The following is a 19873-nucleotide window of genomic DNA, read 5'->3' as shown; positions in this document are numbered from 1 at the left end:
GATAGCGCAACACGGGCATGACGTCATACCGCAGGCCCCCGCTCAGTACCCGAGAAACTCGTTACATATGCGCCTACGCAGCCGGAACGCACTGAGGCGGCCTAACACCACGTTTGCGTAAACCGCAGAGTTCAGCGGGAAAGATCGCGGAAACTGATAGCGATATGTGGCGCTCATCACTCGTACCGTCTCCTCAGACCGACATACCTGAGCTGTTACGTCCAACGAGGAGTCATATGACCGCCACTACATCGGTGACCGAGGCCGAATCCTTGCTCTGGAATCCCGGTCCCGAAGAGCTCGGACGAAGCCGCATCCTGAACTTCGCGTCGACCGTCGGTTGCACCGATCTGACCGACCTTCGTGCCAAAGCTTTCGAGGATCCGGCATGGTTTTGGGGAGCAGTCGCAGACTGGCTGAAGCTGGACTGGCAGACACCACCGACCCGCGTCCTCGACCAACTCGACACACCCCACAGGACGTCCTGGTTTACCGGCGGCGCCTTGAACATGGCAGACAACGCCGTCGACCGGTGGGTTCGTGCAGGCAGATCAGCCCAGACAGCGCTGCTGTGGGAACTGGAAGACGGCACCACGGGCAGTTGGACATTCGGGGAACTCGCTCTCGAGGTGGACCGTGTCGCTACTGGGTTTCTCTCCGCTGGAATCGGATTCGGCGACACCGTCGGAATCCAATTGCCGATGGTGCGAGAGGCAGCCGTTGCGCAGCTCGCCTGCGCAAAGATCGGGGCCATCTCCGTTCCGATCTTTTCCGGATTCGGCACCTCCGCAGTGATCGACCGGTTGACGATCGCGGGCGCAAAGGCCCATATTCTCTCGAATGGATTCACCCGCCGCGGCAGAGACGTGCGGGTCACTGAGGATCTGATTTCGGCTCTCGGGCACATCGACACTCTCCGCACTACCATCGTGGTGTCGCTGATCGACGGTGTGGACCGATCCACGCTACCTGGGCAAATCGCGTGGGAGGACCTGGGCAACAGCCAACCCGCTGTCCCACTGGCCACCGCGCTGACACCGACCGACCACCCATTGTTCATCGCCTTCACCTCCGGTACGACAGGCGCCCCCAAGGGTGTAGTTCTCGGCCACGCGGGATTCGCAGTGAAAGCAGGCAGCGATGCGGCCTTCAGCTTCGACGTCGGTGAAGGCGACGTGTCGACCTGGATCACCGACCCCGGCTGGATCATGAGCCCGATCGTGATCTTCGGCGGGCTCATCGCAGGCAGTGCGGTCGCCCTCTATGCCGGTACACCGGATTGGCCTGACACAGACCGGATCTGGAACATGGTGCGCGAACTGGGCGTCACGATGATGGGCATCTCCCCCACCCTTGTCCGCTCCCTGATGGGCAGGGACGATACGCACATCGAGACCGGAGATCTTCGCGTGCTCGCATCGAGCGGAGAAGCATGGACCCCTGACGCCTACGAGTGGCTATACACCATCGCAGGTCGACGACAGATCCCGATCATCAACTACAGCGGCGGTACGGAGGTATCCGGAGCGATCCTCTCCAACACCACGGCCGAACCGATCCACCCCTGCGGATTCGCTGGACCGTTGCCCGGTATGGGCGCTGACATCGTCGATTCGGATGGTGTCGGACTTGGGGTGGGTCTCGGTGAACTCGCGCTCCGGCGCCCATCGCCCGGCATGCCGCTGACGTTCTGGGGGAACCCGGAGCGCTATTTCTCGACCTACTGGGATCGCTGGCCAGGGGTCTGGTACCACGGAGACTGGGTCGAAGTCGACGAGAACAATGTGTGGTTCGTGCGCGGCCGCAGCGATGACACACTAAAGATTGCCGGAAAGCGTCTAGGGCCTGCCGAAGTCGAGTCCGTCGTCAATTCAGACCCTCGCGTGATCGAATCGGCCGCAATCGGTGTTCCCGACGCCATCAAAGGCGAAGCGCTGGTTGTATTCGCCCGTGTCAACGACACGGACCCGGAATCGGACGCCGCGCTCGCCGACTCCATACGAACCAAAGTGGCAGTGCAACTGGGAAAGCCGCTCACCCCGAAACACGTGCACATTGTGGGTGTACTACCCAAGACCCGAAGCGGGAAAATTCTGCGCCGAGTCATCAAAGCGGTCTACACCGGAAACGGTTCCGGCGACACCTCATCGATCGACGACGCATCGTCACTGGACATGATCCGAGGGTTGGCGTGAGACCCCGGCAAGAACGTGCGGCGGTCGTCGGTATCGCCGAATTACCCCCGGAGCGAACGACATTCGGAGTTACGACGCTGGAAATGCTTGCTCGCGCAGCCCGGCTAGCCGTTTTGGACGCGGGGTTGACCCCGTCGGACATCGACGGAGTGATGTGCGGCCCTCAGGTCGGTGAAACCCCACAGCATGTACCAGCGACCGTCGCCGAATATCTCGGTCTACAACCCGACTTCGCGGACATTGTCGACCTCGGCGGTGCTACCGGAGCCGGAATGCTCTGGCGCGCTGCAGCTGCCATCGAAGCCGGCATGTGCACCACGGTGTTGTGTGTTCTCGGCAACACCCGGGACCCGCTCAACGTGCCGCGCTCGCCCAACCGAAATCCGATTCGAGAGTTCGACGTGCCCTACGGCGCGAGCGGCGCGAACCAAGCTTACGCGATGATCGCGCAGCGACACATGGCCGAATTCGGCACCACCGCAGAACAACTTGCTCATGTTGCAGCCAAGGAACGAGCCAACGCACAGCTCAACCCCGACGCGGTTTTCCACGGAAAACCGTTGACGGTCGACGACGTACTCTCCTCGCCGATGGTGATGTCACCGCTGCATCTGTTCGAGGTGGTCATGCCGTGCGGCGGCGGCGCAGCATTCGTCGTCACCTCCGCTGATCGAGCGAGCGCTTCACCCCATCCGCCCGTCTACCTGCTGGGCGCGGGTGAGAAAGTGACACATCGTGCGCTGAGCCAGGCCCCGCGCCTGACGACGTCGCCGCTCGCCCCTGCCATCGAACACGCCTACCGCACAGCCGGCGTCACAGCATCGGATCTGGACTTTCTCTCGATCTACGACTGCTATTCCATCGTCGTTGCCATCACCGCCGAGGACGCCGGGGTATGCGCCAAAGGCGAGGGAGGCAATTGGGTCGCCGAGCACGACTTCTCGCATCGAAGCACGTTGCCGGTCAACACCCAGGGTGGCCAACTCGGCTGCGGCCAAGCGGACCTGGCAGGTGGCATGACCCACATCATCGAAGCCGTTCGCCAGCTGAGGCGGGAAGCGGGAGACCGACAGATAGACGGTGCCGAAGTGGCTCTGGTCACCGGCAACGGTGCCACCATGAGCGAGGAAGTCGCGCTCGTCCTCGCAGGAGTGAGCACATGACGCAGACCACGACGACACAGACCATGCCGACGCAGACGACGACGACACCGAAGCCGGGCCCGGTGGTCACCGAGTTGACTCGAACGTACTGGGCCGCTGCCGAGGACGGGACGTTGTTGATCCAGCAGTGCGGTACCTGCCATACCTATCAGCACTATCCGGCACGGATGTGCAGGACCTGCTGGTCGGAAGACATCGACTGGGTGAAGGCCCGTGGTACCGGCACAGTATGGACGTTCACCGTCGTCGGTATTCCCGGCCATCCCGCATGGAAAGCGGAAAGCCCCTACATCCTGGCGCTGGTCGAACTCGACGAAGGACCGCGCCTCATGACGAACATCGTCGGATCCGAGCCCGGTGACGTACGGGTCGGACAGCGGGTTGCCCTGGCCCCCGCAGCGACCGAGCAGCCAGCGCTTCAATTCAAGATCGAAGCCTGAAACGTTCGCCTAACCAGAACGGAAGTGCCATGTCCACCAACACAATCGGATCTCCTGCCGACCGTACGTCGATAGAACGACGTGCCCGGATGGGGAGTTTCATCGGAACTACCATCGAGTGGTACGACTTCTACCTCTACGGTACCGCCGCAGCACTCGTTTTCCCGCAACTGTTCTTTCCCTCCTACTCCCCGCTCACCGGGACCCTGCTCGCGTTGCTGACCTACTCGGCCGGCTTCATCGCGCGGCCGCTCGGCGGAATCGTCATGGGCCACTACGGTGACCGAATCGGCCGCAAAGCAATGCTGGTCATGTCGTTAATGATCATGGGTGTTGCCACCACGCTCATCGGTTTCCTACCCACGTTCACCGCAGTCGGAGTATGGGCACCCATCCTGCTTCTGGTCCTTCGCATCATTCAGGGCTTCGGCGTCGGTGGTGAGTGGGGTGGAGCCGTTCTCGTGGCCGTCGAACACGCGCCACCCACGCGGCGTGGATTGTTCGGTGCATGGCCGCAAGCCGGCGTTCCGGCCGGGCTGCTTCTGGCCAACGGAGTCTTCATCACCCTGACCGTGACTCTGTCCGATGCTGCGTTCATGGCGTGGGGCTGGAGGGTCGGGTTCCTGGCCTCGTCCGCGCTCATCATCATCGGCCTGGTCATCCGGTTGAAGATGGAGGAAACACCCGACTTTCAGAAAGCCAAGGACGAGGGAAGCATTGCCAAGTTCCCCATCGTCGAGGTCCTGCGCACACAGTGGAGGCAGGTGCTACTGGCCGTCGGTATCAAGATGTCGCAGAACGCAATCTTCTACATCATCACGGTGTTCGCGCTCACCTACGTCACGACAGTCCTCGACCTTCCCCGATCCACGGCATTGATCGGTGTCTTGCTGGCGTCGGGCATAAGTATGTTCACAATCCTGCTCTCCGGACGCCTGTCGGACGAATACGGACGTCGACGCATCTACATGATCGGCGCAGTGCTCTCGGCGTTGTTCGCGTTCCCGTTCTTCCTCTTGATGGACACCAAAAGCTCACTGCTCATCTGGGGTTCGATCATTATCGGACTCGTGTTCCACGACCTCATGTACGGACCGCAGGCCGCGTTCATGTCCGAGCTCTTCGAGCCCGAATTGCGGTACACGGGAGCGTCGCTGGGATATCAGATCGCGTCGTTGCTCGCGGGAGGACTTTCTCCGGTGCTCGCCGTTCTACTCCTCGGACTGGCGGACAACCGTCCGTGGCCCGTCGCCCTCTACATGGTCGGACTCAGTGTGATCACCATTGTCGCAACGTTCTTCTCACCGGAAACCCATCGCGGGAACCGGTTGATCAAGTCATCGGACTCGTCGGGCTCCACACACATGACGAGCGTGCCGAACTCACTGAACTCACCGACGGCCGAACGGTCCGACGCACCCGTTGCAACCCACGGGCACTGAGAAGCGCACACGGACTCGAGGGAGCACAATGCTCACGACGACGACCCCGGTCGGATCGAACCGTCAACGTGCGCTGATCGCGCTGGTACAGGTTCTCGGCCTCTGCGTGTGGTTTTCGGCTACCGCCGTCGTACCCACGCTGAGAACCGAATGGAACATAGGTGAGTCTGCAGCTGTCTGGCTCACCGCATCCGTCCAGATCGGGTTCGTCGTCGGAGCAATCACTTCCACCGTTCTGAACCTGGCAGATAGGATCGCGCCCCAGCGGCTTCTGGCTGCAAGTGCCCTGGCGGCCGGTGCATGTACGGCGATTCTGGCCTGGCAGGTGAGCGGGCTCGCAGCCGCGATCCCGCTGCGTTTTCTTACCGGTTTCTTTCTTGCAGGGATCTACCCGGTGGGAATGAAGCTCATGGCGTCGTGGTCCGACTCGTCGAACCGGGGTAAGTCGTTCGGGGTTCTACTCGGTGCCCTGACGCTGGGATCGGCACTCCCCCATCTCATCGGCAGTTTCGGGCCCTTGCCGTGGCGAGCGGTCATGGGTGTTGCATCGGGCTTGACCCTGATCGCCGCGGCCATCGCTATAACTTCTATTGCGGCTGGTCCATCCCTGGATACCCGACCGATCACGCCCAATCCGCGCTACGCACTTGCCATGTTCCGCGAACGCGGTCCCAGGCTCGCCAATCTCGGGTACTTGGGCCACATGTGGGAGCTCTACGCCCTCTGGACTTGGATCTCGCTCTTCATCCTGTCCGGTCGCGAACAGAGAGGCGACAGCACCGGCGCGACAGGATTGATTGCCTTCGGTGCCATCGGAATCGCCGGTGTCATCGGTTGTCTGGTCGGGGGGTGGGCCTCCGACCGATTCGGACGGTCCTTCGCCGCGGTGATCGCCCTGGCGATCAGCGGAAGCTGCTGCCTCCTTTCGCCGTTCTTCTTCACCGCTACCACCCCGGTGCTTGTCGTGTTCTTGTTTGTCTGGGGCGCCTCGGTCATCGCGGACTCAGGCGTCTTCTCTACGACACTCAGCGAAACCGCCGATTCACGCTTCATCGGCACCGCACTGACCGCTCAGACAGCCATCGGATTTCTCCTCACCGTGGTCACCATTCAGTTCGTACCGGTACTGGCCGCAGTGGTCGGTTGGCAGTTCGCTTTCTGGCTGCTCGCACCCGGCCCCGCAATCGGAGCCATCGCAATGTGGGCATTACGCGCTCGCACTCACAACACCCTAGGAGCACCATCATGAATACATCACCTACTAGCACCCGTCGGACACTGTCCGTCGGAGACACCGCCGAGCTGACCCGGACCGTCGGCGGGGGCGACATCGAGCTGTTCACCGAGATCAGCGGTGACCGCAACCCGTTGCACTACGACGAGGCTGCGGCCGAGGCATCTCGGTTCGGCGAGATAGTGGTGCAGGGCGGAATTACCAGCGCGATTCTGAACGCAGTTGTTGCCGAGGAGTTGCCCGGCCCCGGAACGGTGTTCTTGAACGTCAACTGGGCCTTCAAAGCGCCTGTCAGACCGGGCGACACCATCACGGGACGGGTCGAAGTCACCTCGGCCCGATCCGACAAACCGATAACCGAATTGAAGACCACCGTCACCCGGGGAGATGGAACGGTCGTGCTGGACGGTACGGCCGTGTGCTACACGATGAGCTTGACTCCCGGGGAAAAGTGATGTCCGACGACCGTAGTCCGGTACTCGTCTCGACTGCTCGTACCGCAGTCGGAAAGTTCGGCGGCGGGCTCGCTCACCTGAGCGCGCTCGACCTGGGCGGTGCGGCAGTCCACAGCGCTCTCGCTCCGTTTCAGGGCGCTGTCGTGCCAGACCACACCTTTCTCGGCAATGTCGTTCAAGCAGGCAGCGGGCAGAACCCGGCACGAGTTGCCGCCATCAGAGGGGGCGTACCCACCACCGTGCCGGGAACGACTATTAACGACGTCTGCCTGGCCTCCATGACAGCGACAGGAATGGCCGCATCGCTGGTTCGCGCCGGTGAAATCGATTGTGCCGTGGTCGGTGGATTCGAATCCATGAGCCAGGCGATGCACGGGATTCGTCAACGATCCGCCCCGAAAGTGGGTGACACCGAATCGGTCGACCTCTTGGTCCGAGACGGATTGTGGTGCGCCGTCAGCAATTCAGGGATGGGTGAGATCTCCGATCAAGCAAACCGTGAGCTGACAATCAGCCGAGCCGACCAGGACGAATTCTCTGTAGAAAGTCATCGTCGAGCCGACCGGGCCACGAGCACCGGCAGGTTCGCCGACGAGATCACAGCGCTCACCGACGTACTGAAAACCGACGAGGGAATCAGACCGACCAGCAGTATTGCCGGACTGTCGCGACTGTCTGCAGCCTTCACATCCGGCGGCACGATCACCGCGGGCAACGCATCGCAGATGTCCGACGCAGGGGCCGCTGGTGTACTGATGTCCCGCGACCGAGCGAAGTCGCTCGGGGTGGCCCCGATCGTCGAGATCGTCGATCGGGCAACCGTTGCCGGGCCTGATGTGTCGCTGCACCTCAAGCCTGCGAATGCTGCACGCCAACTACTCGAGCGTAACGGCTTGTCGATTGCCGACATCGGACTGTGGGAGATCAACGAGGCGTTCGCAGGCGTCGTTCTGGCATCGGCTCGCGAACTCGCCCTTGATCTCGACTACGTCAATCCCAACGGAGGTGCCGTTGCTCTCGGACATCCGCTGGGCGCGTCCGGTTTCCGCATGATCATGAGTCTGTCGATGGAAATGCGCCGACAGGACGTCGAGTACGGCATCGCCGCAATCTGCGGCGGGGGCGGCCAAGGTCAAGCTCTTCTGATCAGGGCCGAGTGATCGCAATACTCAGTCGCCCCTGCGTGGGTGGCGAACACGTGGCGTCGTTCTACCCTGCGTACCTAATACTGCGCTGCGCGACTGACTGTTCGAGCAGGGCGCGTAACTATTCGCTATTACGCCCGAGGCGGTCTATGAGATCGAGACCGTCTCGGGCCCAGTCGATCTCACTGCGGCTGCGCGCGATCATCCCGGAGTAGCTGAACACCTTGAATGCGACGATCCGCTCGTGCTCGGAGTCTGGTGTCGCGTCCAGCCGCCTGCGCAGAAGTAGTCGGGCCCCAGAATCGCGACGTCTACGACACATGTTGTCGGTCGAATCGATCAGCTTCACGCGTCGTCGTTGTGCTGGTCGATCCAGACCGGTCTGATCTCCGTAGGTCCTGTTACGTCAAGGACAGGATGCGTGAGACCTGGTCCGCGGTACGGACGACCGCGGCTGATATCTCCGGCACGTCGACGTAGTCGAGACGAAGCTTGGGGATCGTGACGGTGATCGAACCTGTGATCTGTCCATCGGTGAAGATGGGTGCTGCGATTCCGTATGCATCGGGGATTCGTTCGCCGTCGCCGACCGCCCATCCTCGGGTTCGGATGGTGGCCAATTCGCGCTCGATCGAGGCGGGGTTCACGTCGGTATTGGCGGTGTATCTCACCAGCGGAAGCTGCCTGAGGACCTCCGATCCGAGGTGAGCGAGGATGGCTTTTCCCGACGCGCCGGCATGCAGTGGGATGTCGGTGTCCGTGGCCATCCAGTAGTGCATCTGTTGACTTCCCTGGACGACCAAGGTCTGCCTGGCTGTGCACGATTGGTGGTCGAGTTCGATGAGCCCGACCGTTTCGCCTGTTTCTTCGGACAGAGCCTCTACGGCAGGCCGCACGAGTTCTGCGGCGGTAGCTGCCCTGCCCAGTGATGCCGACCATCGCATCAACGTCGGCCCGACGATCAAGGTGTCCGCAGTTTTGGTTGCGAGACCTGAGTGCAGGGCGATGATCTGCAACTTCGTCGCGGTGGACGGATTGGCTCGGATTACTCGGCCGAGAGCCCGGCCACCGGTCGGGAGGCCTCCGGGGTGGCGGGCCAACGCGACGGTGAGACGTAGCAGTCGGTCCACTGCCGTCCCGCCATCGGATACGTCGGTGCTGTGCCCGGGGTGCGGGGTCGAGTTCATGGCGAGGGGTGGGTCGCCCAGTCGTCCGAGCCGATCGGCGGCACCGCGAACGAGGGGAATGAGCTCACCGAGATCGTGCTCAGTGGTCTCGGTGCGCGGGCGAGTGATCGTGACCGCGGCGGGTAGGCCGCCGAACACGAAGGGTGCCGACAACCCCGCCGCCTGGACGAAGTGCTGCCCGATGCTCAACACGTAGCCATTGCGGCGATCGCGCTCGACACATCCTTGCAACGTCGCCCGGTCGGTGATCGTGTCCACTGTGAAGCGGTCCAGTTCGAGGCCGCTCGGGATATCGCCATTCATCGCAGAGAGGAGAGCGCGGCCTGTCGCACCGGCATGCAACGGCAGGGCCGTGCCTGGTTCGACAGCGCACATGATCGACGAATCTGCGCTGCGGCGAATGCGACCGGGCGCATTCCTGATCAACACCTCCCGCGGTGGATTGATCGACGAAGCTGCCCTGGCCACCGTCCTCGCCGACGGCCACCTCGGCGGAGCTGCGCTCGATGTCCTCAGCGGCGAATCCATCGACATGAAAGACCCACTGCCATATACCGCGCTCGCCGAACAACTCGACACACTGCCCAACCTCATCATCACACCGCACGTCGCCGGCCAAACGGACAAAGCCTTTGAGGCTGCGGGGTACGGAGCGGTCGAGTGCATCCGTCAAGTGCTCTCGAACCGCACACCTGCACACGCCGTCAATGATCTACCGAGTGCCGTCACCGCCGATCGCTAACCCCCCAATTACTCTCCAGGAGAACAATGTTCATTCAAGCGGACGCATCGAACATCGACATCGCGCCGAACTGGAAGCGCGCATCTCATGACGCCATCGCCGCCCTCGCCGAGTACCCCGTCGCGTTGATCGGGGACGCGCAGAAGCGCATGGGCCTGCTCTCGGCTCAGATCGAACTCGTCACCCCAGGCCTGAAACTGGCCGGTACCGTACTGCCGATTCTGGCCCGAGAAGGCGACAACCTCGCCATCCACCGCGCACTCGATGACGCACAGCCCGGCGATGTCCTGGTCATCAACGGTCACGGCGAGACAAGTCGAGCCGTGTTCGGCGACATCCTCGGCGAGATCTGCACGATGAAAGGAATCGCAGGCGTGGTCATCGACGGCTCCACCCGCGACGTCGACGAATTGACGGCGATGAAGCTGGCCGTATTCGCCCGCGGAATCAGCCCCGCCGGACCATGGAAGAACGGTCCCGGTCAAGTCGGCTTTCCCGTCGCATGCGGCAGTATCGTGTGCAACCCAGGAGATGCCATCATCGGCGACTCCGATGGACTGGTCGTCATCGCGCGCGACGATGTCTCCGAAGCGCTCCGCCGGACCGAAAAGCAGGAAGCCGTCGAACAGGGAATGCGCACCGACATTCGCGCCGCCCTCACCCGCTGACGCAGCTCGATCGAAGGAGCGAACCGTGTGAAATCCCCTACCTCCGGTGCAGTTGCCTCAGCCCCGAAACGAAGAGTGGGAGTGGCAGATCGACGCCGCGTGCCGATCTATGCCGATCGCCATGTTCTTTCCCCGGCGGGGCGTTCGCGGTTCTGCTCTGACCGAGGTCGAACGCAACGCCAAACTCATATGCGCACAGTGCCCCGTCATCGAGCGCTGCTTGCAGCACGCGCTCGACTGCCGGGAACCGTACGGCATCTGGGGCGGGCTCACCGTCACCGAACGAAGTCGATGGAAAGACACTCCCACTGCGCCCGAGCCCACCCGTCAAGCACTGAAACACACCATGGGGCCACCCCGGCGCCCGTACAGAAAGGTAAAGACCTCGTAGCCGCGCGCAATCGACTTGGCCGCGATGCGGCCGACGATTCTGCCAGCGCAGCTGAGGTGGTGGCGGCTCAGTCCGATGCCGCGATGGGAACGGACAGTGCCCATCGGTTCATTGCGTCGAGGACTGGGACTCAACTCTAAGTGCCATGCGACGCTGAAGTCGGTGGGGTTACCAAGAACACTCTTGCTTCATATCACGTAGAAATTCTACTAGTGATGTATCATTTGCGTGTGGCGGCAGACAGAGACGATATCGACCCCTTCGCAAGGATGATGCTTTCGGCATACGTGGACACAGCGGCCGATGCCCGGTTGTTTGCAGCTGAGCACGGGTTCCCGACTACTACCCTCGATAAAGCGCATCGATTCCGTTCGACCGTTCAAGCAGCGGTGCATAGGTCCGACCGGTACTCGCTCAACCCCGAATACGTGGAATCCGGCCGTGTCCAGGTTACTGACGACAACAGTCATTGGTCCTGTTTGATCCGCAGCAAATCGGCCATGGCCATCGACGCTGCAGTGTCACCGGCTATGCAACTCGAGCTGTTCCGTGTGTCAGCCGGTGATGCCGTGTCACTGCCCAGCCTACTTTCGTACAAATTCATGCCCACGGGGATGAGCTTGTGGGGTTGTGAGACGAAGGCAGTTGACGGCCGTAAACGGTTGGCACCTTACGGGGACCTTGAGTATCTCGGATTCTGGGCGTTCGATGAGGCCACTCCGCCCGATGGTGAAGACGGCGCGATTGCAAGGTTCGACCAAGGCACGGACGATCCGTTCGATGATCTTGGTAACCCCGATCTTGGCGAGACCGGTCAGTTGTGAATCGGCTCCGATCTTTTAGAGATATCGAAGGTCTGAATCAAAGCGATCTCGCTGAGATGCTTGGGATCTCAGTACCCATGGTGTCGGCCATCGAAAGCGGTCGACGAAGCTTTAACGGGGATCTGGCGGTCCTCGGGTACAGCGACGACCGGCTGTTGCTACCGGACATGTCCGAACCCATTCATCGCGCACGTGCTTCGACAGCGGTGGCGGCAAAGAAAAGGGCGAAGGAGCTACTTCGTCTCGCTGGTGAGGTGTTCCGAGAGCTTCTGAATGTGACCGACAAAGCGCCCGCAGTTCTGTTGCACCGCCACACCATGGCGGCTGGTGACGATGAGCTGGAAGACCTGGCCCGAGAACTTCGTGGAATACTGGGACAGGAGGAATCCGGGCCCATTCGTAACCTGACCGCATTAGTTGAGCGGGCGGGTATTTGCCTTGTTCCGATCTCCGGCCTGACGGGTCTCGATGGCATCTCAGCGTGGGTGGACGGTGTTCCGGTCATCGGCTTGAATCCAATGGTTCCAGGCGATCGTTTTCGCTTCAGTCTGGCCCATGAATGTGCACACCTGATGGTTCATGACCGAAGGCACGATGCGGTCGAAAATGAGGCCAACCAGTTCGCTGGAGCACTGCTGTTTCCGCGAGACGACTTCGACGCTGCCATGACGGACCGGCCCAAACTGTCGGACTTCGTTCATCTGAAAGGTAACTGGGGTATGTCCGCGGCTGCGATCATCTACCGCGCACACGAGCTGGATTACGTCGATGATGCACGCTTTCGTGCGCTACAGATTCAGATGTCGAAGTGGCGCAGGAACGAACCGGGACGATTCGAGCCGGTGGTGGGCGCGCTCCTGCCCCGTCTGATCGAAGTGAACGGCGGAAGCAGCAACGTCGCCAGTCGGCTCGGAGTGAATCCCAAACACCTACAGCAGCTGACGAATTGGAGTCACTTGCGCGCTGTGTGACGCGGAGCAAGCGATACAGACGCAGCCCGGAATCGAGCTAAAGCCCGATGTCCATGACAGCGTTTCCAACGAGTGGTGCGTGTTCGCGTCGGTACACCTCGACGGAGTCAAGGCTGGCGTGGCCGGTCTGACGTGCGATGGCGGAGCCGTCGGCACCGTTGCGGGTGCCTTGGGTGACGAACCCGGCGCGCAGTGAGTGCCCGCCGAGCTTGGCGAGCGAGGCGGGGTCGAAGCCGGCATGTTCGGCGCGTCGGCGGATGACCTGGTGGATTGCCGCTCCGGACAGTGCGGTGCTGCCCAGGTTTCCATTCTTGGCAATCGCGCGAAGTAGCGGTGCACGGGCGGCTGTGCGGGGTACTCCCCCACGGCACACGTGGTCGGTGAACGGTTCTCGCTTGCGGAGCAGGCGGATCACCGAAGGGCGGTCACCGACATCGAATGCCGCGACGACCTGCACCCAGCGAACGTACGCACAGGGTGGGCAGGTTTCGTGAGACTCGGTGTACGGCAGTGCTTTCACTGCTCCCTTGCCTTCTTGGTCGGTCTTCGACTTCCTTAATCGGATGTGGAGTCCGTCGTGTCGGTGCACGACGACGTCTCCGCACACCATCTCCGATAATTCACTGCGGCGGTAGGCACCGGCGAACCCGAGGAGCAGGATGGCCGAGTCGCGGCGTTCGAGAACTTCGTCGGCCCAACTTGGAGAGCGTTGCCGCGCTGTCGAGACGAGCATCTTGATGTCGTCGACTAACAACGGATCTCGCGGGGTGCGGGGTCGGTCCCCCGCCGCGGCGTACTCCCGCCGTATCCCTGACAGGGTGGCGGTGACAAGTTCGTGCGCCGACGGTGAGAGGTGTCCGGTAGTGCGGTGCTGGTGGTTGATCGCCGCGATCCAGGTGCCGAAGGTGGCGACGGCGTAGGCCCGCTCCCCCGTTTCGGTGCGGGTGTCGGCGGCGTCGACGAGGTAGGCAGCGACGGTGATCGGGTGCGCCGGAAGCGTCACGTGACCATTCGTCTCGCACCAGCCGGTGAAGCGTCTCCACGCGGCCCCGTAGGTCTTTCGCGTTCCCTCGGAACGGGGGGACTGCACGGCGGCCGCGATCCGCTTCGCGACGGCCGGCGGGATCTCCGGCTCGACCGCCAACGATCTACCGACCTTGGCAGTGCCGACAATGTTGGTGACCGCAGGTGCACGGCCTGGTCGAAAGTCCATACAAGCAGCGTAGCGCAGGTCACCGACGCCTTTGCAGAGCAAAACTGTGCTGAACTGGCAATTTGTCGCTGATGGTGCGGAAAATGCAATTTACAACGCCAATCGGACCAGGTCGCCAGGCGCGGTGTGCTCGAAGCATTTGACACATTGCAATACGGCTGAAAAATCTCGAATTACTTAGTCTAGCAACTACATTCATTGCAATCCCTGTACGCCAAGGCGCAGTTTGTACCGAGTTGTGACAGACTTGTGACACCGAGAATTTCAGCCAAGATGTGAAACGCCCTGACCTGCAGAAATATAACCACAGGCACGGCCACGAGAGCCCCGAGGCGGATTAATATCCGCTGCCTCACTTGTCCATTCAGATACAGCACAGTCTACGGCAGTCCACGACCACCTACGAAATACGCTGCTCGACAGCGAGATTGTGGATCCATGTGGACTCCAGTGCCCCCAGTCGGACTCGAACCGACACTTGACGGATTTTAAGTCCCCAGAAATGGATTCACGTGAACGTTCTTGGACTCAATATTTGTTTGTTTGCAACAGTTTTCGTTCATCACCGTCCGAACGAGTCCAAGCCCGAACGTACCGACTTGTGACACTCTCGTGACACCGAAGTGCCGCCGATCCTCCGACACCGGACGGTCCTGATCGGTGTCGGACAGCTACGGTATCGGGTGGACGGAGAGCGTCCTGACGATCGACGGTCTGTGCGGACTGGTGACAGCGAGAATCATTCGGCGCGAACCCGCATCACCCTCGAGTCAGCAGGAAAGTGCAACTGCGAGCCTGATCCTATTTGCGCATTTCGGCGTCGGATGGGCAGGTTTTCGCTACTGACATTGTGCGGCGGAAATTTCGCTGCCCGGATACCTCCTTGATCTGCCTCGTAGCCGAACCGCCGATACGATCCAGGCGGCGCCGCCGCGTTGAACAACCCCCGAGACCACAGCAGCAGCGCCAAGATCACGATCGGGGTCGCTACCGGTATGGCAGACCTCGCGATCTGCGAGGTCTCGTCTAGGCCGTAGAACACCGAACCCGTTGTGACACTGTCGATATAGCGCAACACCATGTTCAGAACGGCGAACCAGATCAGGATGCCTTGGGCGGTCACTGCTGTCCACCAGGCTCCGCGCCGGCCACGCCGCAGACCGTCCGCCACCGCCAACACGAATACGGTCGGCATGATCGCCAGCATTGGGGGACCGAACCCGGAAAGCCGGACGCAGCGAGACCTTCCCGGCATTCCCGCGGGTCCCCTCCCGCCGAGCACAGTGCCCGGACGTCAACGACCGTGGCCTCGGATCCACCGAACACATCTTTCAAGCCGGCGAACGGGCCGATCGCACTGGGAGGCAGTGCCGCAAGGATGGGACCGATCGCACTGGCCGCCACCACGAGCGCAACCAGCAACCGACCCTCGCGTTGGGTACCTGCCACCGGTTGCCGCCGCGGAGCCCGGCCGAGCAGAAGAGGTCCCAGAAGCAACCCGGTCGACGCGGCCATGAGCCGGATGACGTCCTGCAGGTGGCCACCGAACAGAACCAGGGTGATCAACAAGGTCATCATTACCACCCGCACCCGCCATCGCCACAAGGTGCTCATCGAGACCGTGGAAACCATGACGACCCCCACGATCTAGGTGGGCCAGACTCGGTGCCCAGAGACCAGCCGAGAGCAGGGTCCACACACGGCCCTGCTGCAAGGACTCGCTCCCGACACCGACCTGAGTCAGCACCGGCCGCCCAGGACCGTGCCCCACACTCCCGGTGGCAAACCCTGCCGCCCACATCGCGGCCACGAACACTGCAGTCGCCGGCGCCCGCAGCACGGTCTCACGTACGAACGCCACCGCCTCGTTCATGCGCCGCAGCGTGACCCGTACGGCTGAGCTGGCTGCGGCTGCCGGGCATTGCGGTCGGTCCAGGTCATGATCGCCGGTCGTCACAGCACTCGGGTGCACCGCAACGCGTGGCTGCGTCACTGCAGGGCGGCTGCGAGGTCCGTCAGTGCAGCGGTCTCGGCGGCGGGGTCGGGAGTGTTGGAGCGGATTGCGGTGAGCACGATATCGATACGCGAGTCGAGAGCGGTCCACCCCGCGGCATCGAGCGGCTGCAACGTGGGTTGATCGTCGTCCCAGGTCGTTTCGAGCTTCTTCGCGGCAGTGTTCGCCTCGTCCTGCTGACCGGACCGAACGGCGGCGGCAGTGTCGTCGACGATCGAGCGGAGCTCGACTACGCGCTCAGTCGGGAACTGTGCGATCGCCTCCCCCGGCGCGAGATCGGTGATCGCAGCCCCCGAACCCTCCGCCTCACTTACCGGCGCTGTATGTGGCTGCGCGGACGCCCACGACAGCAGTCCCGCGGTGGCAACCACGACTGCCGCGAAGTAGACCAGCATCGTGCGCTCTCTGCGCGTGTCTGTGTCGACCGGTTCGGGCTCAACGCGGTGGTTCCCGATCACGTCTCGTTTCGTTCTCGTCAGGTACAGCACCGTGGCCAAAATCGCGACTAGGAACACGACGCTGGTGACGAATGTGCCCAGCCCGAGACCGTGCTCGGTGGTGGGCTGGGCGAACCAATCTCCGAGATTCGCACCCAATGGACGGGTGAGAATGTAGGCCAACCAGAACGCCAACACCGCGTTCGCACCGAGCCGCCATCCAACGACGACCGCCACGATCAGGCCGGCGGGCAGAAGTACCGACGTGCCCGGGCCCCATCCGGTTATGCTCAGCGTCCAATCGCCTGCCGCGGTACCGAGCGCGAAGGTCACCAGAATCGCCAACCAGTAGAACAGCTCTCGGGGCACGGTCACGATGCTGTGGATCGACAGAGTCCGCTCCCGCACGAACCACACCCCGAACACCACCGCCAACAACCCAGCGAACACCGACATGCTCACCGCCAACGGAACACCACGACTGTCGGTTAGGATGTCGGTGTACAACGTTCCCGTGACACTGAGCACCACCACCGTCAGCCAGTACACGGCAGGCACGTACCTCGACAGCCAGATCTGAACCGCAAGCACCACAACGAGAATCGCGGTGAACAATCCCGCCGTCGCGGTCAGTCCGACACCGAGGGTCATGTTCACCCAGTCCGCGACACTCTCCCCCACTGTGGTGCACAGGATCTTCACGACCCAGAACCAGACCGTGATTTCGGGGACCTTGCTCAGCGCCCGGTGGTGGGCCGTCAGGTGCTCGGAATCGGTGACATCGCTCATGAACCGGGACCGTACCCAGGTGTTGCTGAAGGTCCGCTGAGGATCACCCACCGCGTACGCCAACCTCGCCGAACCACCCGTCTACGGCCTCCGGTGAACCGATCCCCGCGCGACGAGTTCCACGGTCAGCGCGACGGCGACGGTCTGCGCGAGCAGCAGCCCGGTGAGCACCAGAATCTGTACGTCCCCCGCCTGTAGGGCCGAACCACTGGCCAGCAGCACGCCCACGAACGCACCCGGAAGTGTCACCAGCCCCACCGTCCGTGTCTGGTCCAGGCCCGGCAGCAGCGCGTCGTTCGCGGTGGGCCGCACCACCTCCACGCGCGCGTCACGTTCGGTCATGCCCAGGCTCAGTGCCGCCTCCACTTCGCCGTGCCTGTCGGTCAACGCGGCCAGTGCACGGCGCGCGGACAGCGATGTTGCGGTCATCGTCCCGCCCAGGATGATTCCGCCGACCGGCACGATCGAGATGCCCTGCGCCGGAACGACACCGGTGAGCAAGCACAACGGCACGACGATCCCGATGCCCGCCGCCAGGGGAACGATGAGCCAGATACCGGACCTCCCCGACTCCGAACGCCGGATCGGCGTGAACGCCGCGGCCCCGAACATCATGAGCAGCACCAGCAACGACGACCACAGATGCTCGAGCGCCGCAGCGAGAATCAGCGAAATCGTGGCCAATTGAACGAACCCGCGCAGAGCAGCAGCGGGAGCGGTGATCATTCGCCCGATCGAGGAGACCCGATAGATGATCGCAGCGAGCGTCACCATCACGCAGCAGAGAACCACGAGCGGCAGACCAGGCTCGGCCAAGGAAGAACTCACCGGTCAAGTATGTGGCGTGACCCAGCCCGTGTGTCTCGTCGATCTGTCTCAGCGATCGTGTCTCGGCGATCTTTCAGCGGAGGACGGTCATGGTGGCGTTCACGTGACCGTCAACCACAGGGGTGATCTGGCCCCGCCCAGTTCAACACGGTCTTCGGCAGTGTGCGTGTGCTCCATCACGTCGTTCGAGACCGCACGCGGCCTGTGTTGTCGATCAGGGATGTAAATGGTCGGAAGCGTCGGGCGAGGTCATCGGGATGGCGATCTGGAAGCGTGCTCCACCGAGGGTCGATCGACCGACGGTCACCGAACCACCGTGTGCCGCGACGGTGCCGGCCACGATCGCCAATCCCAACCCGGTACCGCCCTCGTCACGGGTGCGGGAGGCGTCGAGTCGTATGAACCGGTCGAACACCCGCTCACGTTCGGTCTCGGAGATCCCTGGCCCGTCGTCGTCGATAGTGATCACTGCAGATCCTGCCGACTCGGTGCAGGTCAGTTCCACCCGGGTCCGTGCGTGCCGGACAGCGTTGTCGACGACGTTGCGCACCATTCTCGCCAATGCCGGTTGGTCACCGGTCACTCGAACGGGGACGATCGACGTCCCGACATCGAGGTCTGTCACGGCTTCGATCCGTTTGCCTTCTTCGTACAACACGTCGTCGAGATCGACATCGACCGTGCCGTGCGGAGTCTGCATCTCGTCCGAGCGTGCGAGCAGTAGAAGATCTTCGATCAGCCGGCGCATTCGACGCGCTTCGGGCAGCAACGATTCATCGATCAGGGACGCATCGATGAGCTCGGGCCTGGCCGCTGCGAGTTCGAGAGCGGCGGTGATCGTCGACAGCGGACTTCGAAGTTCGTGTGAGGCGTCGCTGACGAATCGTTGCTGCGCTCGTTGCCCGGCGTTCAATCGTGCCAACATCTCGTTCATGGTCACCGCCAGGCGCGCGATCTCGTCCCGGGTCTCTGGGACCGGGATGCGTTCTCCCAGATCACTGTTCGAGATCGAGGCCACGCGGGTGCGGATCCGCTCGACGGGGCTCAGCGCTGCCCCGACGAGTCGATAGGTCGCCAAGGCGACGAGCGCGACCACCACCGGACCGACGATCGCGAGCAGGATCGCGACGGTGGTGACCACCTTTTCCACCGGCTCGCGGTCGGCACCGACCAGCACTGTCACCGGCCCGTCGGCCGTCGCAGCACCGACACCCGTGACCCAGAAGTCGCCGGTCTCGTCCCGTTCGATGCGCCCGAGGTCCTGTGTGGCCGTGGGCGCAATCTCGACCGTGGACAGCGGCGGGCCGCCGTCTGCAATCGAGGATGCCTGCACCGCCCCGGCCGCGTCGATGACCTGGAGGATTCCGATCTGTCCGTCCGTGGCCAGCAGCGACTCGTCGATCTGTCCCGGTAGATCGGTTTCCAGTTGTTCGCTGACCTGGACAGCTCGGGCGGTGGCGGCGGTGCGAGCAGAGGACTCGAGGGAGCTGTACAGGACACCCAACAATGCACCACCGGCCGCGATCAGGCACACGGCCAGCACCAGTGTGGAGGCCACGGCGGATCGCACGCGCACCGTCCACGATCGTGGCCGCAGAACATCGACGAAGGCACTCATGCCTCTGAGTCTGCTACCCGGCGGCCTGAAGGTCGTTGCCGTCTTCAGCATCGCTTCAGGAACGCTCTGTCAGAATCCACGACCATGACCACCCCCGCGGCGAGGATCCGCGTGTGC

General features: G+C 62.6%; 19 protein-coding genes. 12 read left to right on the top strand and 7 right to left on the bottom strand.

The annotated features are described in order from the left end of the window. Positions 1 to 236 precede the first annotated feature (236 nt). Genes CH285_RS04160 through CH285_RS04130 form a run of 7 tightly spaced genes read left to right on the top strand, consistent with a single transcriptional unit; the run spans position 237 to position 8089 of the window. Entirely contained in the window at positions 237 to 2195 is a 1959-nt protein-coding gene (locus CH285_RS04160) for an AMP-binding protein (RefSeq protein ID WP_255032493.1), read from the top strand. Beyond that, positions 2192 to 3358 carry a thiolase family protein gene (locus CH285_RS04155; protein WP_094644540.1) on the top strand — a complete coding sequence of 389 codons (1167 nt, stop codon included), beginning with the start codon at positions 2192 to 2194 and terminating at the stop codon, positions 3356 to 3358. Before CH285_RS04160 ends, CH285_RS04155 begins: the two co-directional genes overlap by 4 nt. After that, a complete protein-coding gene (locus CH285_RS04150) occupies positions 3355 to 3798 on the top strand; it encodes a Zn-ribbon domain-containing OB-fold protein (RefSeq protein ID WP_255032494.1) in 444 nt (147 codons plus the stop codon). The genes CH285_RS04155 and CH285_RS04150 overlap by 4 nt, the downstream gene beginning before the upstream one ends. 29 nt (positions 3799 to 3827) lie before the next feature. Next, complete coding sequence (locus CH285_RS04145; RefSeq protein ID WP_094644539.1) at positions 3828 to 5240, top strand: MFS transporter; 1413 nt, start codon at positions 3828 to 3830, stop codon at positions 5238 to 5240. A gap of 28 nt (positions 5241 to 5268) precedes the next feature. Continuing rightward, positions 5269 to 6489 carry an MFS transporter gene (locus CH285_RS04140; protein ID WP_094644538.1) on the top strand — a complete coding sequence of 407 codons (1221 nt, stop codon included), beginning with the start codon at positions 5269 to 5271 and terminating at the stop codon, positions 6487 to 6489. After that, a complete protein-coding gene (locus tag CH285_RS04135; RefSeq protein WP_094644537.1) occupies positions 6486 to 6929 on the top strand; it encodes a MaoC family dehydratase in 444 nt (147 codons plus the stop codon). The genes CH285_RS04140 and CH285_RS04135 overlap by 4 nt, the downstream gene beginning before the upstream one ends. Next, positions 6929 to 8089 carry a thiolase family protein gene (locus CH285_RS04130; protein WP_094644536.1) on the top strand — a complete coding sequence of 387 codons (1161 nt, stop codon included), beginning with the start codon at positions 6929 to 6931 and terminating at the stop codon, positions 8087 to 8089. Before CH285_RS04135 ends, CH285_RS04130 begins: the two co-directional genes overlap by 1 nt. 386 nt (positions 8090 to 8475) lie before the next feature. Here CH285_RS04130 and CH285_RS04120 read toward each other — a convergent pair whose 3' ends face one another. Next, positions 8476 to 9636, bottom strand: a complete 1161-nt coding sequence (locus CH285_RS04120; protein WP_094644534.1) for an IclR family transcriptional regulator domain-containing protein — start codon at positions 9634 to 9636, stop codon at positions 8476 to 8478. Between CH285_RS04120 and CH285_RS04115 the strand changes: the two genes are divergently transcribed. The 5 genes from CH285_RS04115 (at position 9635) to CH285_RS04095 (ending at position 12857) form a co-directional block, all read left to right on the top strand. Beyond that, positions 9635 to 10003: an NAD(P)-dependent oxidoreductase gene (locus CH285_RS04115; protein WP_094644533.1), complete on the top strand. Its 369-nt coding sequence runs from the start codon at positions 9635 to 9637 to the stop codon at positions 10001 to 10003. The genes CH285_RS04120 and CH285_RS04115 overlap by 2 nt on opposite strands. A 26-nt stretch (positions 10004 to 10029) precedes the next feature. Next, the gene (locus CH285_RS04110; RefSeq protein WP_094644532.1) at positions 10030 to 10671 is read left to right on the top strand and encodes an RraA family protein; all 642 of its coding nucleotides are present in this window, start codon (positions 10030 to 10032) and stop codon (positions 10669 to 10671) included. A gap of 46 nt (positions 10672 to 10717) precedes the next feature. Then, entirely contained in the window at positions 10718 to 11062 is a 345-nt protein-coding gene (locus tag CH285_RS04105; RefSeq protein WP_255032495.1) for a WhiB family transcriptional regulator, read from the top strand. Positions 11063 to 11292: 230 nt separating this feature from the next. Beyond that, on the top strand, positions 11293 to 11886 hold the full coding sequence (locus CH285_RS04100) for a hypothetical protein (protein WP_255032496.1): 594 nt from the start codon (positions 11293 to 11295) through the stop codon (positions 11884 to 11886). After that, positions 11883 to 12857, top strand: a complete 975-nt coding sequence (locus CH285_RS04095) for an XRE family transcriptional regulator (protein WP_094644530.1) — start codon at positions 11883 to 11885, stop codon at positions 12855 to 12857. The genes CH285_RS04100 and CH285_RS04095 overlap by 4 nt, the downstream gene beginning before the upstream one ends. Positions 12858 to 12894: 37 nt before the next feature. Here CH285_RS04095 and CH285_RS04090 read toward each other — a convergent pair whose 3' ends face one another. From CH285_RS04090 to CH285_RS04070, 6 genes are all read right to left on the bottom strand, one after another. After that, positions 12895 to 14070: a site-specific integrase gene (locus CH285_RS04090; protein WP_094644529.1), complete on the bottom strand. Its 1176-nt coding sequence runs from the start codon at positions 14068 to 14070 to the stop codon at positions 12895 to 12897. A 739-nt stretch (positions 14071 to 14809) separates the two neighbouring features. Further along, positions 14810 to 15265 (bottom strand): hypothetical protein, encoded by a 456-nt coding sequence (locus tag CH285_RS04085; protein ID WP_176458554.1) that lies wholly within the window; start codon positions 15263 to 15265, stop codon positions 14810 to 14812. Further along, positions 15190 to 15684 carry a hypothetical protein gene (locus CH285_RS27740; protein WP_176458547.1) on the bottom strand — a complete coding sequence of 165 codons (495 nt, stop codon included), beginning with the start codon at positions 15682 to 15684 and terminating at the stop codon, positions 15190 to 15192. The genes CH285_RS04085 and CH285_RS27740 overlap by 76 nt, the downstream gene beginning before the upstream one ends. Positions 15685 to 16059: 375 nt before the next feature. Beyond that, the gene (locus tag CH285_RS04080) at positions 16060 to 17310 is read right to left on the bottom strand and encodes a COG4705 family protein (RefSeq protein WP_032371518.1); all 1251 of its coding nucleotides are present in this window, start codon (positions 17308 to 17310) and stop codon (positions 16060 to 16062) included. A gap of 81 nt (positions 17311 to 17391) precedes the next feature. After that, positions 17392 to 18138: an ABC transporter permease gene (locus CH285_RS04075; protein WP_032371170.1), complete on the bottom strand. Its 747-nt coding sequence runs from the start codon at positions 18136 to 18138 to the stop codon at positions 17392 to 17394. Positions 18139 to 18352: 214 nt separating this feature from the next. Beyond that, positions 18353 to 19756, bottom strand: coding sequence for a sensor histidine kinase (locus CH285_RS04070; protein ID WP_032371171.1), 1404 nt, complete (start codon positions 19754 to 19756; stop codon positions 18353 to 18355). Positions 19757 to 19873 lie beyond the last annotated feature (117 nt).

This window comes from Rhodococcus sp. 05-2256-B1 (assembly GCF_002258465.1).
In the GTDB taxonomy this organism is placed as follows: domain Bacteria; phylum Actinomycetota; class Actinomycetes; order Mycobacteriales; family Mycobacteriaceae; genus Rhodococcoides; species Rhodococcoides fascians.
Note: the sequence above shows the minus strand (reverse complement) of the source record. Positions and strands in the feature narration are given on the sequence as shown.

What these genes read in the sequence shown, in the direction of transcription:
- CH285_RS04160 (WP_255032493.1), top strand. Translation starts at nt 237, where the DNA reads ATGACCGCCACTACATCGGTGACCGAGGCCGAATCCTTGCTCTGGAAT.
- CH285_RS04150 (WP_255032494.1), top strand. Translation starts at nt 3,355, where the DNA reads ATGACGCAGACCACGACGACACAGACCATGCCGACGCAGACGACGACG.
- CH285_RS04145 (WP_094644539.1), top strand. Translation starts at nt 3,828, where the DNA reads ATGTCCACCAACACAATCGGATCTCCTGCCGACCGTACGTCGATAGAA.
- CH285_RS04140 (WP_094644538.1), top strand. Translation starts at nt 5,269, where the DNA reads ATGCTCACGACGACGACCCCGGTCGGATCGAACCGTCAACGTGCGCTG.
- CH285_RS04135 (WP_094644537.1), top strand. Translation starts at nt 6,486, where the DNA reads ATGAATACATCACCTACTAGCACCCGTCGGACACTGTCCGTCGGAGAC.
- CH285_RS04130 (WP_094644536.1), top strand. Translation starts at nt 6,929, where the DNA reads ATGTCCGACGACCGTAGTCCGGTACTCGTCTCGACTGCTCGTACCGCA.
- CH285_RS04115 (WP_094644533.1), top strand. Translation starts at nt 9,635, where the DNA reads ATGATCGACGAATCTGCGCTGCGGCGAATGCGACCGGGCGCATTCCTG.
- CH285_RS04120 (WP_094644534.1), bottom strand. Translation starts at nt 9,636, where the DNA reads ATGTGCGCTGTCGAACCAGGCACGGCCCTGCCGTTGCATGCCGGTGCG.
- CH285_RS04110 (WP_094644532.1), top strand. Translation starts at nt 10,030, where the DNA reads ATGTTCATTCAAGCGGACGCATCGAACATCGACATCGCGCCGAACTGG.
- CH285_RS04090 (WP_094644529.1), bottom strand. Translation starts at nt 14,070, where the DNA reads ATGGACTTTCGACCAGGCCGTGCACCTGCGGTCACCAACATTGTCGGC.
- CH285_RS04085 (WP_176458554.1), bottom strand. Translation starts at nt 15,265, where the DNA reads ATGCCGACCGTATTCGTGTTGGCGGTGGCGGACGGTCTGCGGCGTGGC.
- CH285_RS27740 (WP_176458547.1), bottom strand. Translation starts at nt 15,684, where the DNA reads ATGAGCACCTTGTGGCGATGGCGGGTGCGGGTGGTAATGATGACCTTG.
- CH285_RS04080 (WP_032371518.1), bottom strand. Translation starts at nt 17,310, where the DNA reads ATGAGCGATGTCACCGATTCCGAGCACCTGACGGCCCACCACCGGGCG.
- CH285_RS04070 (WP_032371171.1), bottom strand. Translation starts at nt 19,756, where the DNA reads ATGAGTGCCTTCGTCGATGTTCTGCGGCCACGATCGTGGACGGTGCGC.